Consider the following 18492-nt stretch of genomic DNA (forward strand, 5'->3'; position numbering starts at 1 on the left):
GCTTGCGAGGGACGAACTGATCGCAGGCCTCGGGCGTGCCTCGCCGCGAGAACGCGTCGTGCTGTTTGAGACCGTGAAGCCGACCACAAGCGACACTGCCGTAGGGTGGGCAAAGGCGCGCCCCGGCCGAACGTTGACAACCGAGCTCCATCACGCGCCGTGCCCACCGTCCATCCGCGTGTTCCGAAGCAATGGTGGGTACGGCGCGCGATGCGGCCGAGTAAACAACTCACAGCTTGGCGCGCCTTTGCCCACCCTACTGATTCTCGCCCCCCACTGCCGTCGTCCCGGACAAGCCGCGACGCGCGCAGCGCGGCGTGGCGCAGATCCGGGACGCATACTCCGCGGCGGTCGGGTTGGGCAAAAGGCCAATCACCAGCCTGCCTCAAATGTCTGCCGGGGGTATGGGTCCCCGCTTTCGCGGGGACGACGGCGGTTGTCGTGGCGACGGCTCAGCGTCCCACGGCTACTTGGCGTCGCACGACGATTACGATGCCTGTCGTGCCGCCGGCCTGCGCTCCACCGGGTGGATGTCGATGCCGCGCAATCGTCCCAGCCGCAGCACGTCCATCGCCACCGTGCGGCCGATGCGGTCGCGGTCCAGCACGCGGATCAGATCGTCGACGCCGTTGATGTCGACGCCGTCGAGCCTGATCACGACGTCGCCGGGCAGCAGGCCGGCGCGGGCCGCAGGCCCGTCCGGCTCGATCTGCATCAGCAGCGCGCCCATCTTGTTCTCGACGCCGGCCAGCACGGCATGACGCCGCGGCACCGGCGCGGTCTGGCCGGAGACGCCGATATAGGCTCTGCGGACATAGCCGTGGCGGATGATCTCCGACAGCACGAATTGCGCGGTGTTGCTGGCGACCGCAAAGCAGATGCCCTGCGCGCCCTGGATGATCGCCGTGTTGATGCCGATCACCTCGGCCGCGGACGACACCAGCGCGCCGCCGGAATTGCCGGGATTGAGCGCCGCATCGGTCTGGATGACGTCCTCGATCATCCGCCCCGACACCGAGCGGATCGAGCGCCCGAGCGCCGACACGACGCCGGCCGTGACCGTCGATTCGAAGCCCAGGGGATTGCCGATCGCGACCACGAGCTGGCCGCGGCGCAGGCTCTTGGAGTTGCCGAGCGCCGCATAGCGCAAATCGCGGGCATGATTGGCGCGCAGCAACGCGAGATCGGTGTCGGGATCGACGCCGAGCACCTGCGCGTCGGTGACGATACCCTCGACGTCGCGCAGCCGGATGGCCTTGGAGCTGCCGACCACATGGCTGTTGGTCAGGACGAGCCCGTCCGGCGAGATCACGATGCCCGAGCCCAGGCCGCCGCGCTCGCCGCGGGAGCCGGCTTTCGGTCCGGTCTCGACGCGCACGACCGCCGGGCCGACCCGCTCGGTGACGTCGATGACCGCATTGGAATAGGCGTCGAGCAGCGCACGGTCATCCGCAGGCGCAGCATCGGACGCTTGCGCCGGCGACAGCGCGTCGCCGGCGGCATCGGAGGTGAAATCCAGCATGACGTTATTTTCCTTCGCAGCGTCAGATGGGTAGCTGCTCGCCCCGGCGCAAGGCGGACCACCCGCCCGCGAACCGGAGGGGCCTTGGCGAGACTCATGGTCGATGTGATAGGACTTCAATTGCCGATTTCATGAATGTGATTGCGGGAGGACACATGCGGCTGCGCGACCGGCTGTTGGCAATAAGTGCGGCGCTCTTGATGGGAGCCGGCATGCCCGGCGCGTCGCGGGCCGCGACCGCGACGGTGCGCAGCGGCGACACCATCCAGCTCGGCGATACCGTGTATCGGCTCGATGGCATCGATGCGCCGGAGGTCGATCAGCTGTGCATCGACGATCACGCCGATCCTTGGAGCTGCGGCGTCGAGGCGCGCGATCAGCTCGGCAAGCTGATCGGCGGCCGCGCCGTGCGCTGCGAGGATCTCGGTCCGGACAAGCCGCTGAAGACCCGCAGGATCGGCATCTGCGCGGTCGACGGCGACAAGGCCAGCCTCAACCAGCAGATGGCGCGCGCAGGCTTCGCGGTCAGCGCCGAGCCGGCCGCCAAGGCGCGCGTCAAGGACGACGTCGCCGCCGCCAAGGAAGGCTTGCGCGGACTGTGGAAGGGCTGCTTCGTTGCGCCGGCCGAGTTCCGCACCGACAAGAAGGACGGCGCGCTGCTCGGCGCGTCCTGCCGCGCCGATCGCGACCGCGAGATCCGCGCGGTGCTGTTCCCGGATACGCCGAGCGCCCCGCCCGGCTGCACCATCAAGGGCAAGTTCGCGGTGCGCGCCCGCGTCACCGGCAACATCGGGATCTATCATCTGCAGGGCTGTCCCAGCTACCCCGCGACCACCGAGCCCGATCGCTGGTTCTGCTCCGAGGACGACGCCAAGGCCTCCGGCTTCCGCCGCGCCTTCAACTGCCGGGCGCCGAAGAGGTGAGATCAGCAGATTGACTTCCGCTTGTACCGTCGCACGGAGACGATTGAGACCGTTCGCGTTACCCCTGGCTTGCTTCGCTGCGCTCGCAATGACGCCTGTGGCGGACACTGAAGCCTCCGCAAACTCCGTCATCGCGAGCGCAAGCGAAGCGATCCAGGAGCTCAGCAAAAACTGCGCGTTGCCCTCTCCTCAAGGCGGGAGTCCGTAGGGTGGGCAAAGCGACGCCGCAGGCGGCGCGTGCCCACCATCTAATCGACACTCGCGGACGCTGACGGTGGGCACTGCGCGCGCGAGATCGGAACCAGCCAGCCGACGGCAGGGGCGCGCCTTTGCCCACCCTACGGACCGCGCCGGGTCGCCGTCACTGCTGCATCTGCATCAGCTGATCCATCGGCATCATGTTGTGGTTGAGGTTCGCCATGATCCACAACGAGCCGCCGACCACGAGAAAGACGATGATCAGCCCGAAGGCCAGCGCCAGCACGTTGTTGGTGTTGTCGGGACCGGTGGTGATGTGCAGGAAGAACACGAGATGCACGCCCATCTGCGCGATCGCGAGCACGATGATCGCGACGGGAATCGAGGGCTGCCAGACGAGGTTCGTGCCGGCGATGAAGAAGGAGGTCGCCGTCAACAGCACCGCGAGCCCGAGGCCGGCGACGTAGAACAGGATGCGCGAGCGCAGATCGCCATGTTGCTGCTCGCCAGGTGCGAGATCGCCGCGATCGTCGAATTCCTGCGCGTGATCGGTCATGTCGCGCTCCCAAGCAGATAGACCACGGAGAACACCGCGACCCAGATGATGTCGAGCGCATGCCAGAACAGCGCAAAGCACAGGATGCGGCGCTCGATATCGGCGCGGAAACCCTTCGCCACCACCTGGGCCATCATGGTGAGCAGCCAGAGAATGCCGGAAGCGACATGCAGGCCGTGGCAACCGACGAGGGTGAAGAAGGCCGACAGGAAGGCGCTGCGGCTCGGCCCGTCGCCGCGGCCGACAAGATCGACGAACTCCCTGATCTCGAGCAGCAGGAAGCCGGCGCCGAGCAGGCCGGTGACGGCCATCGCGACCTGGAACCACAGCGCGTTGTGGCGGTCGGCGGCGATGCTGGCCATGCCGCAGGTGAAGCTCGACAGCAGCAGCAGCGCCGTCTCGATCGCGACGTTGCGGACGTCGAACAGCTCGGCGCCGCCCGGCCCGCCGGCGGTGGCGCGCGACAGCACCGCGAAGCTCGCGAAGAAGCACGAGAACATCACGATGTCGGAGAGCAGGAAGATCCAGAAGCCGTATCCGGTCACGATCCGCTTCGGCGCCGGCCCCGGGTGTTCGGCGGCGTGAAGATGATGCGGATCGGCATAGGCCGGCGCCTGCTCGACGGATGTCACCGACATCGGTTCGCTCCGGCCGCAAGGAGATCAGTGGCCATGCGACGCTCCGCTCTCCTCTCGGGACTGGTTCTCGCTGAGCTGCGGCCCCGGAGCGGGTGGAATCTTCTGCGTGGCGATCTTGCCGAACAGCTCGGGGTCCGCGAGCCGATAGGTCGTCGGCGCCTTCTCGACGGATTGAGCGGCGAGCTGCTTGTAGCTCGCCTCGTCCAAAACCTGATCGGACTTGGCTGCGTTGGCGACCCAGTTGGAGAAGTCGGGTTGCGACACCACGTGGGTGTCGAACATCATGTCGGGGAAGCCGTCGCCACTGAACTGCGAGGCGAGGCCCTTGTAGGTGCCGACATGGTCGCCGCGCAGGTCGAGCCGGGTCACCATGCCGTTCATGGTGTAGATCATGCCGCCGAGTTGCGGGATGAAGAACGCGGTCATCACGCTGCCCGAGGTCAGCTCGAAGCGCAGCGGCGCGCCGATCGGCACGGTGAGGCTGTTGACGGTGGCGATGCGCTGGTCGGGATAGATGAACAGCCATTTCCAGTCCAGCGACACCGCCTGGATGCGAATGGGAAGCCCGGTGCCTTCGACCGGCTTGCCGGGATCGAGATCATGCGAGCCGATCCAGGCGACGCCGCCGAGCAGGACCACGGTGAGCGCGGGGATCGACCACACCACCAGCTCGACAGCGCCGGAATAGGCGAAGTCCGGCCGGAAGCGCGCCTTGGTATTCGAGCTGCGGAACCACCAGGCGAAGGCGAGCACGGCGATCGAGGTCGGCACGATGATCGCCAGCATGATGATGACGGAGTCGATCAGGATGGTCTTCTCGGCGGCGGCGATCGGCCCTCGCGGATCGAAGATGTTCATGCGGTCATCCGGCGTTCAACCCCGCTCACAACCCGGTTGCGATGCGGAGGTTCCTGCGCCGCAAAACACAGGTCAGCGGCTGACGCGCCAGATCGTGCCGTTGCCGTCCTCGGAGATCAGCAGGCTGCCGTCGCGCGCAACGGTGACGCCGACGGGGCGGCCCCACACGTCGCGGTCGTTGACGACGAAGCCGGTGACGAAGTCCTCGTACTCGCCGGTCGGCACCCCGTCCTTCAGCCTGACGCGGATGACCTTGTAGCCGGTGCGCCTGGAGCGGTTCCAGGAGCCGTGCTCGGCCGCAAAGGCGTCGCCGCGATACTCAGGCGGGAACAGATTGGCGTCGTAGAAGGTCAGGCCGAGCGAGGCCGAATGCGCCTGCAGCAGCACGTCGGGCACGGTGATCTGGCCCTTGAGGTCCGGCCGCTCGCCGGCATGGCGCGGATCGGGATTGTCGCCCATGTAGTACCAGGGCCAGCCGTAGAACGCCCCCTCCTTCACCCGCGTGACGTAGTCCGGCACGAGATCGTCGCCGAGCCCGTCGCGCTCGTTGGTCGAGCACCACGGCATGCCGGTGGCCGGCTGAATGGCAAGGCCGACACAGTTGCGGATACCGGTCGCGTACAGGGATTGATGGGTGCCATCGGGATCGAACGCGAGCACGCCGGCGCGATCGGTCTCGCCGCCCCAGGCGGCGCCGAGCGGATGCGCCTTGATCCAGGCCGCGAGTCCACCTGCCGGCTCGCCCAGCGCTTCGCCGACATTGCCGGCCGAGCCGACCGACACCAGCATGCGCTGGCCGTCTCTCGTGAAGGCGATGTCGCGGGTCGAGTGGCCATAGCCGGCGGGGAGATCGGGAACGACGACCTGCATCGCGCCGGACGCCTTCATGTCGCCCGTGCGATAGGGAAAGCGCATCACGCGCTCGGTGCTCGCGACATAGACCCATTGCGGGTCGGCGCTCGGGTAGAAGGCGATGCCGAAGGGATGGCCGAGACGGTCGGCGAAGATCTCGCTCGCGGCGACCTTGCTGCCGTCCTCGCTCGGCCGCAGCACGCGGACGTGCCCTGCCCGGGTCTCGGCGACGAAGATGTCGCCGTTCGGCGCGGTGCGGATGATGCGCGGCCCGTTCAGGCCTTCCGCGAACAGCGCGATTGTGAATCCATCGGGCACCTTCGGCACCGCCGATGCCGGCCGCTGCACGACGCGCGAGACGTTGGCGGCCGAGGCGGTCGCGCCCGGTTTTGGCAGGTCCTCGGGACGAATGAGGCGAATGGTGCCGGGCGTATCGCCCTGCCAGCTGCCGAACGCCTCCCTGCCCTTGAGCACGGCAGGCTCGGCAACCGCGGCCGTCACCGCCAGCCCGCTCAGCATGGCCGCGGCAGCCGTCGTGATCCGTCTCGTCATGGCGTCCTCATGTGTCCCGCGCGGCCGGCAGCCGAACCCGGTCGCGGCCCGGAGATCACGTGGCGCGGCGATGTGACCCGATCAAGACAGCGCGCCGAGCACGCCGCGCGTCGCCTGGTCGATCTCCTCGACATAGCGGCGGCGGGCGAAGGACTCGGTCAGGAAGCCGATCACCTTGCGGCTGTGCTCCGATTCGAGCACCGCGAGCTCCTCGGCGCCGGTGTCGTCGAAGATCCGCATCGCCGTCTTGACGTTCATTTCGGGCAACAGCGCGACCTCGAAATATTTGGCGAGCTCCACCACCTGGATCTCGTCGGCGATGGAATCCAGTTCGCCCGAGAACAGGTCGGGCAGCGACACCAGCCCGCAATAGTCGTCGCTGTTGTTGACCACCACCACCGCCTGCCGCGTGCCGAGCGCAAATTCGCGGCGGCAGGCGGCGATGCTGGTGGTGGTCGGGACCTTGGCGACGTCGGAGCGCATCAGCCGCTCGACGGTCAGGTTGCGCAGCCAGCCGACGTCGTTGGCGCTGCGGATGGTCTCGCCACGCAGATGCAGCCGCCAGGTCGAGAACGAATGCCCGAACAGCACGCGCACGCACACCGAGGTGACGATGCAGGCGCCGAGCACGACGGCGGTGACGTCGACGCTGCGGGTCATTTCCAGCACCAGGAAGGACATCGTCAGCGGCCCGCCGACGATGGCGACGCCGAGCGTCGCCATGCCCGTGAGCATCGCGACCAGCGGATCGAGTGCGAGGCTGAGCCCGGCCAGTGCAAGCAACCCGGCGAACAGCTTGCCGAGCAGGCTGCCGATGAACAACGAGGCGAAGAACAGACCGCCGCGGAAGCCGGAGGCCAGCGAGATCAGGCACGCCGCGAGCTTGAGCACGATGATGGTGGCGATGACGCCGACCGCCATCTCGCGATGCAGGTCGAGCAGCATCGCGCCGTGGCCGGCCGCCAGCACCTGCGGCGTGACGATCGCCATGGCGCCGACGCAGAGGCCGCCAATGATGGGGCGCAGCCAGACCGGGATGCGGACGAACAGCCGCTCCACCGTCGGCGAAGCGCGCATCACCACGATGCCGATGAAGGCGACGAGCAGCGCCAGCACGAACAGCGCGATGTACTGCTCGAAGCCGACGGCTCCGACCTTCTGGATCTCCAGAGAATACGGCGCACCGGTGAGGGATTGCGAGGTCAGCGCCCCCGCCAGCGAGGCGGCCAGGATCGGCGCCGCGCTGCCGACGGAGTAGACGCCGACGATCAGCTCGCAGGCATAGAACGCGCCGGTGATCGGCGCGCCGAAGGCCGCGGCGATGGCGGCAGCGGCGCCGCAACCGACGATCAGCCTGAGGTCGTTGCGGCGAAGCGTCAGATATTGCCCGAGCAGCGAGGCGACGCCCGCGCCGATCTGGGTATAGCCCGCCTCGAGCCCGACCGAGGCGCCGGAGCCGTTGGAGACCAGGGTCTGGCTGCTCACCACGAGGCTGTCGCGCATCGACAGCCGGCCGCCGCGCAGCGCATTGGCCTCGACCGGATCGACCGCGGCCGCGATCTTCCAGCGCCGCCGCAGCCATTCCATCAGGCCGAGGACGAGACCGCCGCAGGCCGGCGCGATCAGCGCAACGGCCGGGTTGACCCAGGCATTGGCGCTGAGCCGGACGTCGATCGGGATGCCGTAGATGATCACATGCGCGAATTGCGCGATCAGGCTCATCACCGTGACGATGCCGCCGGTGGACACGCCGATCACCAGCGCCAGCGGTATCAGGTAGAACTCGTTGCTGCGCAGCAGCGCCCGCAGCCGCGTGACCACCCGGTTCGAGGCCTTGCGATCGATGATATGCGACAGGGTCGAGAGCACGAGAGCCATTTCTTCTACGATGAGGCCTCCCGGTGGCAATAACCTGTCGCAACTAGCGGAACAAGCGCGAATTCCTTTCCAGCCGAAACGTGGTTGACTGGTCCGGAAAGTGGAACCGCCGCGGCCTGGGGGCAGGAGCGGCCATCAACGGCGCAGAGCCGGGAAAGTCGCAACGCGAGCCTGAAACGACGGCGCCCGCAGCGGTGGGCTTCCGCAGCGGGCGCAGACAAAGCGCATGAGGAAGCGGGTCGGTCAGACCCGCTCGATGATGATCGCGGGCGCCATGCCGCCGGCCGCGCACATGGTGACCAGGCCGCGCTTGAGGTCGCGACGCTCCAGTTCGTCCAGCACGGTGCCGATCAGGATCGAGCCGGTGGCGCCGATCGGATGCCCGAGCGCGATCGAGCCGCCGTTCACATTGACCTTGGCGCGGTCCAGCTTGAGGTCGCGGATGTATTTCTCGGCCACGACGGCGAACGCCTCGTTGATCTCGAACAGGTCGATGTCATCCAGCGTCAGGCCGGCCTTGGCTAGCACCTTGCGGGTCGCCGGCACCGGCGCGTTCAGCATCAGCGTCGGGTCGTCGCCCATATTGGCCATCGCCACCACGCGGGCCCGTGGCTTCAGGCCGTGCGCCTTGGCGTAGGACGGCGAGGCGAGGAGCAGCGCGGCGGCGCCATCGACCACGCCGGAGGAGTTGCCGGCGTGATGCATGAACTCGATCTCCAGGCCGGGATAGCGCTGCAGGATCAGGTTACGGTAGGTCGTGCCCTTGTCGTCCAGCGCATAGTCGGCGATCGCGGGGAACGCCGGCTTCAGCCCGGCGAGCGCCTCGGCCGTGGTCTGCGGCCGCGGATACTCCTCGTGGTCGAGCGCGAGGCTGCCATCCTCGCGATGCACCGGAACCAGGCTCTTCTTGAAATGCCCGCCCGCGATCGCCGCCGCTGCCCGCTTCTGGCTCTCCAGCCCGAGCGCATCGACATCGGACCGCGTGATGCCTTCCATGGTGGCGATGGCGTCGGCACAGACGCCCTGGTGCGACTGCGGATGCAGCGCGCGCAGATGCAGGTTGCCGGCATCCATCATCAGCGGCCCCTCGCCGCGCCGGCCTTCCATGGACATCATCTCGCAGCCGCCGGCGATGACGAGGTCCTCCTGCCCGGCCATGATCGAGCTTGCCGCGATGTTGACGCTGGTGATGCCGGAGCCGCAGAAGCGGTCGAGCGTGACGCCGGAGGCGCGGATGTCATAGCCGGCGTCGAGCGCCGACATGCGGCCGAGATCGCCGCTCTGCGGGCCGCGCTGTGACGAGCAGCCCCAGATGATGTCGTCCACATCGCCGGTATTGATGCCGGTGCGTTCGGCCAACGCACGCAGCACGGTGGCGCCGAGATGCTGCGGATGCAAACCAGCCAGCGCTCCCTTGCCGGCCTTGCCAATACCGCGCGGGGTCCTGCAGGCATCGATGATGAGTGCGTCGACCATGGTGTTCCCTTTGCCCGATGTTGTTGCGCGGCCGGCTGCGTCATTGCGCCGGCGCGACCGTCTTGACTGTCGCATAGCATCGCGCACGCGGTCGCGACAACGCTGGTTGAAGCTGCCAGCACATGCTCAAAACGCACGCCATGGCGTTGAAGCAACTCGCCTTTCCGCCACGTGAACAATCGACCCGGACGGTGTGATCGAGCCTGCTCCTGGCAGATCGGTTGAAGCGTCGCCTGGTCTTGCCGACAGAGCTGCGGCTCAGCTTGAACCGAGCGATCGCGACTTGACCAATCCGATCCCAGAGCATTGTCCAACCTGGAGAACTGACCGTTCGCGGAGGGCTCCTTGTCACACCGGGACGACTGCAGGATCGTCGCCCGCCAGCAGCGGATGCGGACCAGGGATTGCTTTGGCCATCCTATCACAACACGGCGCCGCCAAAGCCGGATCGGGAGGACCTCATGATCGCGATGTCACGCCGCCGCGTTCTGGCGGGTGCAGGGGCCGTGATGCTGGCGCCGGTCGCGAGCCTGCCGGCAGCGGCCGCCGAAGCGGTCAGATCCGACGTCAAGGACGTCACCAGGACCTTCGCGCGCTACCTCGTCAATGCGCGCTACGAGGACCTGCCGGACAATGTCCGTCGGGAAGGCGTCCGAACGCTCCTCAATTATGTCGGCGTCGCCATCGGCGGCTCGCAGCACGAGACGGTCGACGTCGCCGTCGCGGCGTTGACGCCGTTCTCCGGCCCGGCACAGGCGCGGCTGTTCGGCCGCACCGAGCGCTTCGACATCATGAACGCGGCCTTCGTCAACGGCATATCCAGCCACATCTTCGACTATGACGACACCCATCTGAAGACGATCATTCATCCTGGCGGCCCGGTGATCTCCGCCATTCTCGCTCTCGCCGAGATGACGCCCGTCAACGGGCGCGACTTCCTCAATGCGCTCATCCTCGGCATCGAGACCGAATGCCGGATCGGCAATGCCGTCTATCCGAACCATTACTACGTCGGCTGGCATATCACCGGAACGGCGGGCGTATTCGGCGCCGCCGCGGCCGCCGGCCGGCTGATGCACCTGACCGAGCAGCAGATGGTCTGGGCGCTCGGGCTCGCCGCGTCCCAACCCGTGGGCCTTCGGGAGTCGTTCGGCTCGATGAACAAGAGCTTCAATCCGGGGCGTGCGGCGGCGGACGGCCTGTTTGCAGCGATCCTCGCCTCCAAGAACTACACCAGCTCCGACGGCATGATCGAGGCCAAGCGCGGCTGGGCGAACACGATCAGCACCAAGCAGGACTATCGAGAGATTACTGGCGAGCTCGGCGAGCGCTATGAGGCCGCGCTGAACACCTACAAGCCCTTCGCCTGCGGGATCGTGCTGCATCCGGCGATCGACGCCGCGATCCAGCTGCGCAACGAGTACAAGGTCTCGGCGGCGCAGGTGACATCGATCGAGATGCGGGTCAATCCGCTGGTGCTGGAGCTGACCGGAAAGAAGACGCCCAAGGAAGGCCTCGAGGGCAAATTCAGCGTCTACCATTCGGTCGCCGTGGCCCTGATCGAAGGTGCCGCCGGCGAGAAGCAGTTCTCCGACCGCGCGGTGAAGGATCCCGCCGTCGTCGCGCTGCGCGGCAAGGTCAGTCCCGCGACCGACCCCACGATGAAGCCCGAGCAGGTCGAGATGTCGATCACGCTCAACGACGGCCGCGTGCTGACCAAGCGTATCGAGCACGCGATCGGCAGCCTGGAGCGGCCGATGAGCAATGCGGATCTCGAGCGCAAGTTCAGGGATCTTGCCGACGGCATCCTGCCTCCGCAGCAGATCGCGACCGTGATGGAGCGCTGCTGGAAGGTGGAAACCCTCGCCAATGCCGGCGACATCGTTGCCGCCGGCTGCAGAACGGCATGACCGCGACGGGATCACCGCCATTCAACCCATCTTCAGCCGGCGACGCAGCCGTCGCTCCGGCACCCATCCAGAAGGAGAGACCGACGATGTTACGACGAGACGTGCTGGCCACCATGGCCGGACTCGGCGCGGCAACGGCTCTTGGCACGGCACCCGCGCGCCTCGCGGCCGACGAGTCCAAGATCCCCAGCATCCCCGGCCCGGATCCGGCGCCGAAGACCCCGAGCTTCAAGGCGCCGCCCGGAAGCGTCGACACCCATACGCACATCTTCGGTCCGGCATCGACCTATCCCTTCTCCCCCACCCGCCCCTATACGCCGCCCGATGCGCCGCTGGAGATGTTCCGGGCGCTGCATGCCAAGATCGGCGTCGAGCGTGCCGTCATCGTCAACGCCACGGTCCACGGCACCGATAATCGCGTCGTCACCGACGCGATCGCCCAGAGCAACGGCAACTACAAGGGCGTCGCCAACATCAATGCAGCCATGTCGGACGATGATCTCGTCGCGCTCGGCAAGGCCGGCATCTGCGCCTGCCGTTTCGCCTTTCTTCGCCGCCTCGGCGGCGTCGGCGACATGAAGGTGTTCCGCACCCTGGTCGACCGCGTCGCGGCGATCGGCTGGCACGTCGACATCTATCTCGAGGCCGGCACGATCCAGGAGTTCGTGCCGATCCTGAAGGCGCTGCCGGTCACCTATGTGATCGACCACATGGGCACGATCAGCGCCGCAAAGGGCTTGGACGACGCCGAATTCGCAGCGCTGCTCGACCTGCAGGCGAGCGACGACAAGTGCTGGATCAAGATCACCGGTCCGGAACGCGCATCGGCGGTGGGAGCTCCCTTCCTCGACGCCGTGCCGTTCGCCAAGAAGCTGATCGACAATGCGCCGGACCGCGTGATCTGGGGGACCGACTGGCCACATCCGAACGTCAAGATCATGCCCAATGACGGCGATCTGGTCGACTTGATCCCGCTCTACGCGCCGGATCCGTCCATCCAGCGCAAACTCCTTGTCAGCAACCCCGAACGGCTGTTCAAGTTTGAGCCCAGGAGCTGACGCCGACGGGAAGCCCCGGGCGATTCGAATGCAAGGACAGGACCGATCATGACTGCCACGACCCACACTGCCGACAGCACAGCCGGCGCCCGTCGCGCCTGGTGGAAGGAGCTGTGGGTCCAGGTCATGATCGCAATGGCCGCCGGAATCCTGCTCGGCGCCGTCAAGCCGGATGTCGGCGCCCAGATGCAGCCGCTGGGCGACGCCTTCATCAAGGCGATCCGGATGCTGATCGCCCCGATCATCTTCTGCACCGTCGTCAACGGCATCGCCCACATGGCCGACATGGCGAAAGTCGGCCGCGTCGCGATCAAGGCGCTGGTCTATTTCGAGGTGATCACGACCTTGGCGCTGATCATCGGGCTCGCCGCGGTGAACATCTTCCAGCCCGGCGCCGGCATGAACGTCGACCCTGCGACCATCAACTCCGCGACCATCGAGCCCTACGTCAAGCAGACCGCGGCCGTCGGCTTCGTGCCGTTCCTGCTCAACATCATCCCGCAGACCTTCGTCGGCGCCTTCGCCGAAGGCAACATTCTGCAAGTGCTGTTCATCTCGGTAATGTGCGGCTTCGCGCTGATCTGGCTCGGCGACCGCGCCAAGGCCGTGACCGACGTGATCGAGGTCGCCGGGCAGATGATCTTCGGCGTGGTCAGGATCGTGATGTGGGCGGCGCCGCTCGGCGCCTTCGGCGCCATCGCCTTCACCGTCGGCAAGTTCGGCATCGGCTCGCTGGCCAAGCTCGGCCTGCTGCTCGGCAGCTTCTATCTCACCTGCGTGATCTTCATCGCCGTCGTGCTTGGCCCGATCGCGGCCTTGGCCGGCTTCAGCCTGTGGAAGCTGATCCGCTACATCCGCGACGAGGTGCTGGTCTGCATCGCGACCACCTCGTCGGAGACCGTGCTGCCGCGCATGCTGGTCAAGCTGGAGGCCGCCGGCTGCGAGCGCAGCATCGTCGGCCTGGTGATCCCGACCGGCTACTCCTTCAATCTCGACGGCACCTGCCTCTATCTCGCCACCGCCGCCGTCTTCCTGGCGCAGGCGACCAACACCCAGCTCGACATCGGCCATCAGATCGGCCTGCTGCTGATCCTCCTGGTCACTTCAAAAGGCGCAGCCGGCATCGCCGGCGCCGCCTTCGTGGTGCTGGCTGCGACCCTGGCCGCCACCGGCACGATCCCCGTCGCCAGCGTCGCGCTGGTGCTCGGCATTCATCGCCTCATGTCGCAAGGGCTGACGCCGACCAATCTGATCGGCAATGCGGTGGCCACCATCGTGATCGCACGATGGGAGAACGCGCTCGACGACAAGCGGCTGAAGCAGGTGCTCGACGGCAATTCCGACGGCGTTCCTGCCGCCTGACGCGGCGGTTCGAAGCGGCCGCGTGCCGCGCCGGCTTTTCACACGCGCGGCTCGCGCCTGAGATGTCCGCGAAGAGAGCCGCGGCGAACCGACCCTGTTCGGATCTCGCCGCAGCGAAGGGGGAGGTTCGAAAATGACGTCAGCAGCCATCGTCCTGAGGCGGGCCCTGGCCATCGCCCTGCTCGCATGCGCGGCCGCCCGGCCGGGCGCGAGCGCGGCGGCCGAGGCCGACATCGCGCACGTTCTCGCGCCGAGCGGCCATCTGCGCGCCGGTCTCTATCCGGGCACGCCGACTTCGGTGCTTCCCGATGGTACCGACAATCCGCGCGGCGTGGGCTATGCGATCGGCAAGGAAATGGCACGACGGCTCCATGTCGACTACGAGCCGGTGGTGTTCGCCAAGAACGCCGAGGTGCTCGCGGCGATCAGGACCGGGGCGGTCGACGTCGTCTTCACCAATGCCTCCGCCGCGCGTGCCAAGGAGATGGATTTCGGTCCGGTCTATCTCGAGATCGAGCTCGGCTATCTCGTGCCCGACGGCTCCACGCTGTCCAACGCCCGCGATGTCGATGCGAGCGGGCGCAAGGTCGGCGTCACCGCCGGCAGCACTTCGGACGCGACGCTCGGGCGCGAGCTGAAACAGGCAACGCTGATCCGATCGCCGACCTTGAAGGATGCGGTCGCGCAGCTGAAGGGCCATGAGATCGACGCCTTCGCCACCAACAAGGCGACGCTGTTCGAGATGGCCGAGCAGGTGCCGGGCTCGCGCGTGCTCGACGGCCGCTGGGGTGAGGAGCACCATGCGATCGCCATCCCCAAGGGCCGCGACGCCGGCCTCGACTTCCTGCGCGAATTCACCGCCGAGATCAGGTCGTCGGGCCTGGTGAGCGCCGCCGCGGAGCGCGCCGGGCTGAAGGGCACGATCGCGCCGGGCAAGGAGCCCTGACGGGCGATCACTCCCGGACCAGGCCGACCGGATCTTGCGCTCAGGCCAGCTTGAACAGCCGCCGCGCATTGCCGCCGAGGATCGCAGCCTTCTCCGCCTCCGACAGCGCCAGGCTGCGGATGAGCGGCACGCCGTCGTGAAACCAGTCGCGGCGGATCGGATAGGATGCGCCGTACAGGATGTGATCTGCGCCGAACACCTTGACCGCGCATTCGAGTTGCGCCCGTCCCCATTGCGGCGCGCCCGAGAGGTCGAAGAAGATGTTGCGTGCGAGATAGCCGCGGAGCTTGGCGCTCTCGTCCGCGAAGCGGTCGACCGCATCGCGCCCGCCCGTGCTCGGCGGCACCAGCATGTCGGCGAAGGCGAAGAAGCCGCCGCCGAGCATGGAATGCACCAGCCGGAGATTGGGAAACTCGTCGAACAGGCCGCTGAACAGCTCGCGTCCGACGGCCGTGCCCTGGGCGAGGCAGCGCCCGTATTGGCGGCGCAGGTTCGGATACTTCACGATCGAGGCGTAGTCGACCGGTAGCGGCGTATGATGCACCACCACGGGGACGCCGAGCTGATCGAGGAATTTCAGATGCGGCTTGAACGCGGGGTCGTCGAGATAGAGCTGGCCGTAATGCGCCGCCATCTGCACCCCGACGAAGCCCAGCTCTTTGATGCAGCGCTCGATCTCCTTCTGCGCATCGGCCGTTCCCCAGGGCGGCGCGACGGCGAGGGCCTGGAAGCGGCCCGGATGGCGACTGAGATGAGCCGCGAGGCCGTCATTGACGCGCTTGCACAGATCGAGCGGCAGCCATTCCTGCCAGCATGGCAGCCGCAGGATCGCCTGGGCGATGCCGGCCTGGTCCATGTCGGCGATCTGCCCCGTCGCGCTGTACTGGTTCTCGGCGTAGTTGAGCACCTCGGAGCCGAGCGGCTGCTCGATGACGATCTGGCGCAGCGATTTGCCGGGCACGGCCTCGACCTTGGCGTGAATGCCGTATTCGCGCGGCACCGCGCCGACGAAGGCGGTCAGCAGGCGCTCGTCGGTGAACAGATCCTCCGGCAGCCAGTGCATGTTGGCGTCGATCACGGCGCCGCCGCCATCGGCGCGGGCCTCGCCGGCGACGACGCCGGCCATCGCGCCCGCGGCCGCGAGCTGCATCACGTCCCGCCTGTTCGGTTCGGTCATCATGGCCTCCTTACTCCGCTTGCATCCTACGCGACGATCGGCTTGATATCTTTCCAGAAAGACGATAGGCCCATAATTATCTTTCTGGGAAGATATCTTCTCATGATATTTTGGTAAGACTCATGACCGTACAGCGGACCACTGCCGACGATTTTCTGGCGTTGCGGGCCCGGACATGGCCCGAAGCGGCGACCCCGACCGTGGAGCTGATGGTCCGGATCTTCCGCTTGAGCGGCATGCTGCTGGATCAGAGCGCCGCCCAGGTCGCGGCCCACGGTCTGGGATTCACCGAGTTCGAGGTGCTGGTGACCCTCCGCGGCCAGCCGGCGCCCCACGAGCTGTTGCCGACCGAGCTCTATGGCGCGATCCTGATCTCGTCGGGCGGGCTCACCAAGGTGCTGCACGCGCTGCAGGCACGCGGCCTGATCGCGCGCGGCCAGAGCAAGGACGACCGTCGCAGCAAGCCCGTGCGGCTCACGGCGAAGGGGCGCGCTTTGGCCGAACGGGCGATGCGCGACGTTCTCGCCGCCGACGACGCGCTCATCGAGGGTGCTCTGTCCGCATCCGAGCTGATGCAGCTGACGCGCCTGAGCGCCAAGCTGCTGCGCTTCGTCGAGCAAAGCGGCGGCACCGGAGAGCAGGAGGCCAGTCGCCGGGCGTGATAGATCTCACGGGGAAAGACCGGCCTCGCCGGCGCCGCATTGACGCCGATCAAACGGCGCATGACCTAAAATTAATAGTTCTGTCCTTCGTCCGCTCACACCGCTCAGCTAATGAAAGCACGATGCGCCGCGGCCTCTGACGGCAGCGCCGCCGATCGGGAAACGATCAGAAACGTTCAGGGAGCAAGCGCCTGCGGACAACGGTTTTGCCGCATCATTGGTGTGCATGACGATCATCTGGAGACGACGATGAACAAGCAGCTGCTGCTCAAACTCCACCGCTGGATCAGCCTGACTTTCGCGCTGCCCCTGCTCGTGATCATCGTCACCGGACTGATTCTTTCCTTCGAGCCGATCACGCAGGTGGCCGCCGTCAAGCCCGGCAGCGTCGACCCCGCACGCGTGGTCGCGCTGATCAAGCAGTATGATCCGGACGGCAAGGCGCGCGGCATCTCGATCAATCCAACCGCGCAGCATCTCACCCTGCAGGGCCGGCCCGGCATCGAGCTCGACATGACCACCGGCGCCGTCGCAGACAAGCCCGCGACAGCCAGCGTGTTTCAATGGGCCCGCATGACCCATGAGCACCTGATCGGCATCGAGGGCCTCACGACGGTCTCGACGATCGGCATGATCGTCATCATGGTCATCGGCATCCTGATGGGATTGCCGCGGTTGCGCAACACGCTGTCGGGCTGGCACAAGGGCGCGGCCTGGTTCACGCTGCCGCTGATCCTGCTCAGCCCCTTGACCGGGGTGCTGCTCGACCCCAGCAACAGCTTCTTCGGCGCGCCACCGGCTGCGGGCAAGCGGATCACGCTGCAAGACGCGGTCGACATCGTCGCCAGGGATCATGACCTCGCCACCGTCAACATGATCGGCAATCGCGGCGGGCGGATGCTGGCGCGGATCATCGAGGGCGACGAGCTGCGCGCCTATGCCGTGACCGCCGACGGCCTCTCCGCGCTGCCGCGCAACTGGGTGCGGCTGCTGCACGAAGGCAATTGGTCGCTGATCGGCAGCGCCGCCAATCTGCTGATCTCGGTGGTGCTGCTGACGCTGCTGGTGACGGGCGTGCTGATCTGGACGCAGCGCAGGCTGCGCCGGCCGAAGCGGATCCGCGAGGTCCAGGCCGATACGGCCGTCGCGACATCGTCGTCCTGACGATCGTCGCGGTCGAGAGGCCGATCAGCGCCGGCGCCGGACGACGGTCTTCGAAGCTGATGGAGAAGCCGTTTTGCGCGTCGCCTTGGGCCGGCCATAGGCTGCGATGAAGACCCTGATCCCGCTGTCGAGCTGAGCGCGGCATTCGGTCGGGCTCGGCGCCTGCATCGACAACGCCCATGTCAGCGGCAGCCGCCCCTGGATCAGGGTGAGGAACTGCGTCGCGGCAAGCCGGGCATTGCCGACATCGAGCAAGCCCTGCCTCTGCGCCGCGCGCAGAAACGCCGCGACTTCCGCATCACAGCGGTCGGGCCCCGCCCTCATGAAGGCCTGCGCGACCGCGGGGTAGCGCGAGGCGCAGGACATGATCAGCCGATGCATCGCCAGTCCGCGGTCATCGAGAAACATCGACAGGAAACGACGCGCGATCTCGCGCAGCTCCCGTTCGAGCTCGATGATGTCATCCGTCTCGCGCCACAGCGGCTCACGCCGCCGGCGACAATCGTCCTCGACCAGCGCCAGCAGCAGCGCATCCTTGTCGGCGAAATGACCATACAGCGTGGCCTTCGACACGCCGGCCCGCCGCGCGATCGCGTCGACGCTTGTGGTGTCGAAGCCGCCTTCGAGAAACAGCGTCCGCGCGCTGTCGAGGATCTGAGCGTGCTTGAGCTCGGCGCGGCCGGCGTGAGCCCCTGACGGGCCGGCTTGCGAAGTAGATGTGACCATGCCGCTTCCTAGCACCAACGTGACTTGACTCAAA

16 protein-coding genes are annotated in these 18492 nt (G+C 67.1%); 7 read left to right on the plus strand and 9 right to left on the minus strand.

Annotated elements, in window-relative coordinates:
* Nucleotides 1–487: 487 nt before the first annotated feature.
* Entirely contained in the window at nucleotides 488–1522 is a 1035-nt protein-coding gene (locus BRAS3809_RS33085; protein WP_008966370.1) for a S1C family serine protease, read from the minus strand.
* A gap of 131 nt (nucleotides 1523–1653) precedes the next feature.
* On the opposite strand from BRAS3809_RS33085, the gene BRAS3809_RS33090 reads away from it, so the two are divergent.
* On the plus strand, nucleotides 1654–2445 hold the full coding sequence (locus BRAS3809_RS33090) for a thermonuclease family protein (protein ID WP_008966371.1): 792 nt from the start codon (nucleotides 1654–1656) through the stop codon (nucleotides 2443–2445).
* 361 nt (nucleotides 2446–2806) lie between these two features.
* On the opposite strand, the gene cyoD is transcribed toward BRAS3809_RS33090, so the two are convergent.
* The 6 genes from cyoD to BRAS3809_RS33120 form a co-directional block, all read right to left on the minus strand.
* Complete coding sequence (gene cyoD / locus BRAS3809_RS33095) at nucleotides 2807–3199, minus strand: cytochrome o ubiquinol oxidase subunit IV (protein ID WP_008966372.1); 393 nt, start codon at nucleotides 3197–3199, stop codon at nucleotides 2807–2809.
* On the minus strand, nucleotides 3196–3837 hold the full coding sequence (cyoC, locus tag BRAS3809_RS33100; RefSeq protein WP_008966373.1) for a cytochrome o ubiquinol oxidase subunit III: 642 nt from the start codon (nucleotides 3835–3837) through the stop codon (nucleotides 3196–3198). The genes cyoD and cyoC overlap by 4 nt, the downstream gene beginning before the upstream one ends.
* A gap of 24 nt (nucleotides 3838–3861) precedes the next feature.
* On the minus strand, nucleotides 3862–4695 hold the full coding sequence (locus tag BRAS3809_RS33105; protein ID WP_008966374.1) for a ubiquinol oxidase subunit II: 834 nt from the start codon (nucleotides 4693–4695) through the stop codon (nucleotides 3862–3864).
* Between the two features lie 72 nt (nucleotides 4696–4767).
* Entirely contained in the window at nucleotides 4768–6099 is a 1332-nt protein-coding gene (locus BRAS3809_RS33110; RefSeq protein WP_008966375.1) for a PQQ-dependent sugar dehydrogenase, read from the minus strand.
* An 81-nt stretch (nucleotides 6100–6180) separates the two neighbouring features.
* Nucleotides 6181–7977: a chloride channel protein gene (locus BRAS3809_RS33115; protein WP_502685689.1), complete on the minus strand. Its 1797-nt coding sequence runs from the start codon at nucleotides 7975–7977 to the stop codon at nucleotides 6181–6183.
* Nucleotides 7978–8220: 243 nt separating this feature from the next.
* Nucleotides 8221–9453 carry an acetyl-CoA C-acetyltransferase gene (locus tag BRAS3809_RS33120; protein WP_008966377.1) on the minus strand — a complete coding sequence of 411 codons (1233 nt, stop codon included), beginning with the start codon at nucleotides 9451–9453 and terminating at the stop codon, nucleotides 8221–8223.
* Nucleotides 9454–9914: 461 nt separating this feature from the next.
* Here BRAS3809_RS33120 and BRAS3809_RS33125 point away from each other — a divergent pair, with 461 nt between their 5' ends.
* The 4 genes from BRAS3809_RS33125 to BRAS3809_RS33140 all read left to right on the plus strand — a co-directional run bounded on the left by BRAS3809_RS33125 (nucleotide 9915) and on the right by BRAS3809_RS33140 (nucleotide 14729).
* Complete coding sequence (locus BRAS3809_RS33125) at nucleotides 9915–11363, plus strand: MmgE/PrpD family protein (protein WP_008966378.1); 1449 nt, start codon at nucleotides 9915–9917, stop codon at nucleotides 11361–11363.
* An 86-nt stretch (nucleotides 11364–11449) separates the two neighbouring features.
* A complete protein-coding gene (locus BRAS3809_RS33130; RefSeq protein ID WP_008966379.1) occupies nucleotides 11450–12421 on the plus strand; it encodes an amidohydrolase family protein in 972 nt (323 codons plus the stop codon).
* A gap of 48 nt (nucleotides 12422–12469) precedes the next feature.
* Nucleotides 12470–13783 (plus strand): C4-dicarboxylate transporter DctA, encoded by a 1314-nt coding sequence (gene dctA, locus BRAS3809_RS33135; RefSeq protein WP_008966380.1) that lies wholly within the window; start codon nucleotides 12470–12472, stop codon nucleotides 13781–13783.
* A 133-nt stretch (nucleotides 13784–13916) separates the two neighbouring features.
* Complete coding sequence (locus tag BRAS3809_RS33140) at nucleotides 13917–14729, plus strand: ABC transporter substrate-binding protein (protein ID WP_008966381.1); 813 nt, start codon at nucleotides 13917–13919, stop codon at nucleotides 14727–14729.
* A gap of 40 nt (nucleotides 14730–14769) precedes the next feature.
* On the opposite strand, the gene BRAS3809_RS33145 is transcribed toward BRAS3809_RS33140, so the two are convergent.
* On the minus strand, nucleotides 14770–15906 hold the full coding sequence (locus BRAS3809_RS33145; RefSeq protein WP_008966382.1) for an amidohydrolase family protein: 1137 nt from the start codon (nucleotides 15904–15906) through the stop codon (nucleotides 14770–14772).
* A 122-nt stretch (nucleotides 15907–16028) separates the two neighbouring features.
* On the opposite strand from BRAS3809_RS33145, the gene BRAS3809_RS33150 reads away from it, so the two are divergent.
* On the plus strand, nucleotides 16029–16568 hold the full coding sequence (locus tag BRAS3809_RS33150; RefSeq protein ID WP_008966383.1) for a MarR family winged helix-turn-helix transcriptional regulator: 540 nt from the start codon (nucleotides 16029–16031) through the stop codon (nucleotides 16566–16568).
* 249 nt (nucleotides 16569–16817) lie between these two features.
* The gene (locus tag BRAS3809_RS33155) at nucleotides 16818–17732 is read left to right on the plus strand and encodes a PepSY domain-containing protein (RefSeq protein WP_008966384.1); all 915 of its coding nucleotides are present in this window, start codon (nucleotides 16818–16820) and stop codon (nucleotides 17730–17732) included.
* 24 nt (nucleotides 17733–17756) lie between these two features.
* On the opposite strand, the gene BRAS3809_RS33160 is transcribed toward BRAS3809_RS33155, so the two are convergent.
* Nucleotides 17757–18458 (minus strand): TetR/AcrR family transcriptional regulator, encoded by a 702-nt coding sequence (locus tag BRAS3809_RS33160; RefSeq protein WP_008966385.1) that lies wholly within the window; start codon nucleotides 18456–18458, stop codon nucleotides 17757–17759.
* Nucleotides 18459–18492: the final 34 nt, after the last annotated feature.

Source organism: Bradyrhizobium sp. STM 3809 (assembly GCF_000239795.1).
Classification (GTDB): domain Bacteria; phylum Pseudomonadota; class Alphaproteobacteria; order Rhizobiales; family Xanthobacteraceae; genus Bradyrhizobium.

Bases quoted from the DNA above. Each gene is read 5' to 3' on its own strand.
- BRAS3809_RS33085 (WP_008966370.1), bottom strand. From the start codon at position 1,522: ATGCTGGATTTCACCTCCGATGCCGCCGGCGACGCGCTGTCGCCGGCG.
- BRAS3809_RS33090 (WP_008966371.1), top strand. From the start codon at position 1,654: ATGAATGTGATTGCGGGAGGACACATGCGGCTGCGCGACCGGCTGTTG.
- cyoD (WP_008966372.1), bottom strand. From the start codon at position 3,199: ATGACCGATCACGCGCAGGAATTCGACGATCGCGGCGATCTCGCACCT.
- cyoC (WP_008966373.1), bottom strand. From the start codon at position 3,837: ATGTCGGTGACATCCGTCGAGCAGGCGCCGGCCTATGCCGATCCGCAT.
- BRAS3809_RS33105 (WP_008966374.1), bottom strand. From the start codon at position 4,695: ATGAACATCTTCGATCCGCGAGGGCCGATCGCCGCCGCCGAGAAGACC.
- BRAS3809_RS33110 (WP_008966375.1), bottom strand. From the start codon at position 6,099: ATGACGAGACGGATCACGACGGCTGCCGCGGCCATGCTGAGCGGGCTG.
- BRAS3809_RS33115 (WP_502685689.1), bottom strand. From the start codon at position 7,977: ATGGCTCTCGTGCTCTCGACCCTGTCGCATATCATCGATCGCAAGGCC.
- BRAS3809_RS33120 (WP_008966377.1), bottom strand. From the start codon at position 9,453: ATGGTCGACGCACTCATCATCGATGCCTGCAGGACCCCGCGCGGTATT.
- BRAS3809_RS33125 (WP_008966378.1), top strand. From the start codon at position 9,915: ATGATCGCGATGTCACGCCGCCGCGTTCTGGCGGGTGCAGGGGCCGTG.
- BRAS3809_RS33130 (WP_008966379.1), top strand. From the start codon at position 11,450: ATGTTACGACGAGACGTGCTGGCCACCATGGCCGGACTCGGCGCGGCA.
- dctA (WP_008966380.1), top strand. From the start codon at position 12,470: ATGACTGCCACGACCCACACTGCCGACAGCACAGCCGGCGCCCGTCGC.
- BRAS3809_RS33140 (WP_008966381.1), top strand. From the start codon at position 13,917: ATGACGTCAGCAGCCATCGTCCTGAGGCGGGCCCTGGCCATCGCCCTG.
- BRAS3809_RS33145 (WP_008966382.1), bottom strand. From the start codon at position 15,906: ATGACCGAACCGAACAGGCGGGACGTGATGCAGCTCGCGGCCGCGGGC.
- BRAS3809_RS33150 (WP_008966383.1), top strand. From the start codon at position 16,029: ATGACCGTACAGCGGACCACTGCCGACGATTTTCTGGCGTTGCGGGCC.
- BRAS3809_RS33155 (WP_008966384.1), top strand. From the start codon at position 16,818: ATGAACAAGCAGCTGCTGCTCAAACTCCACCGCTGGATCAGCCTGACT.
- BRAS3809_RS33160 (WP_008966385.1), bottom strand. From the start codon at position 18,458: ATGGTCACATCTACTTCGCAAGCCGGCCCGTCAGGGGCTCACGCCGGC.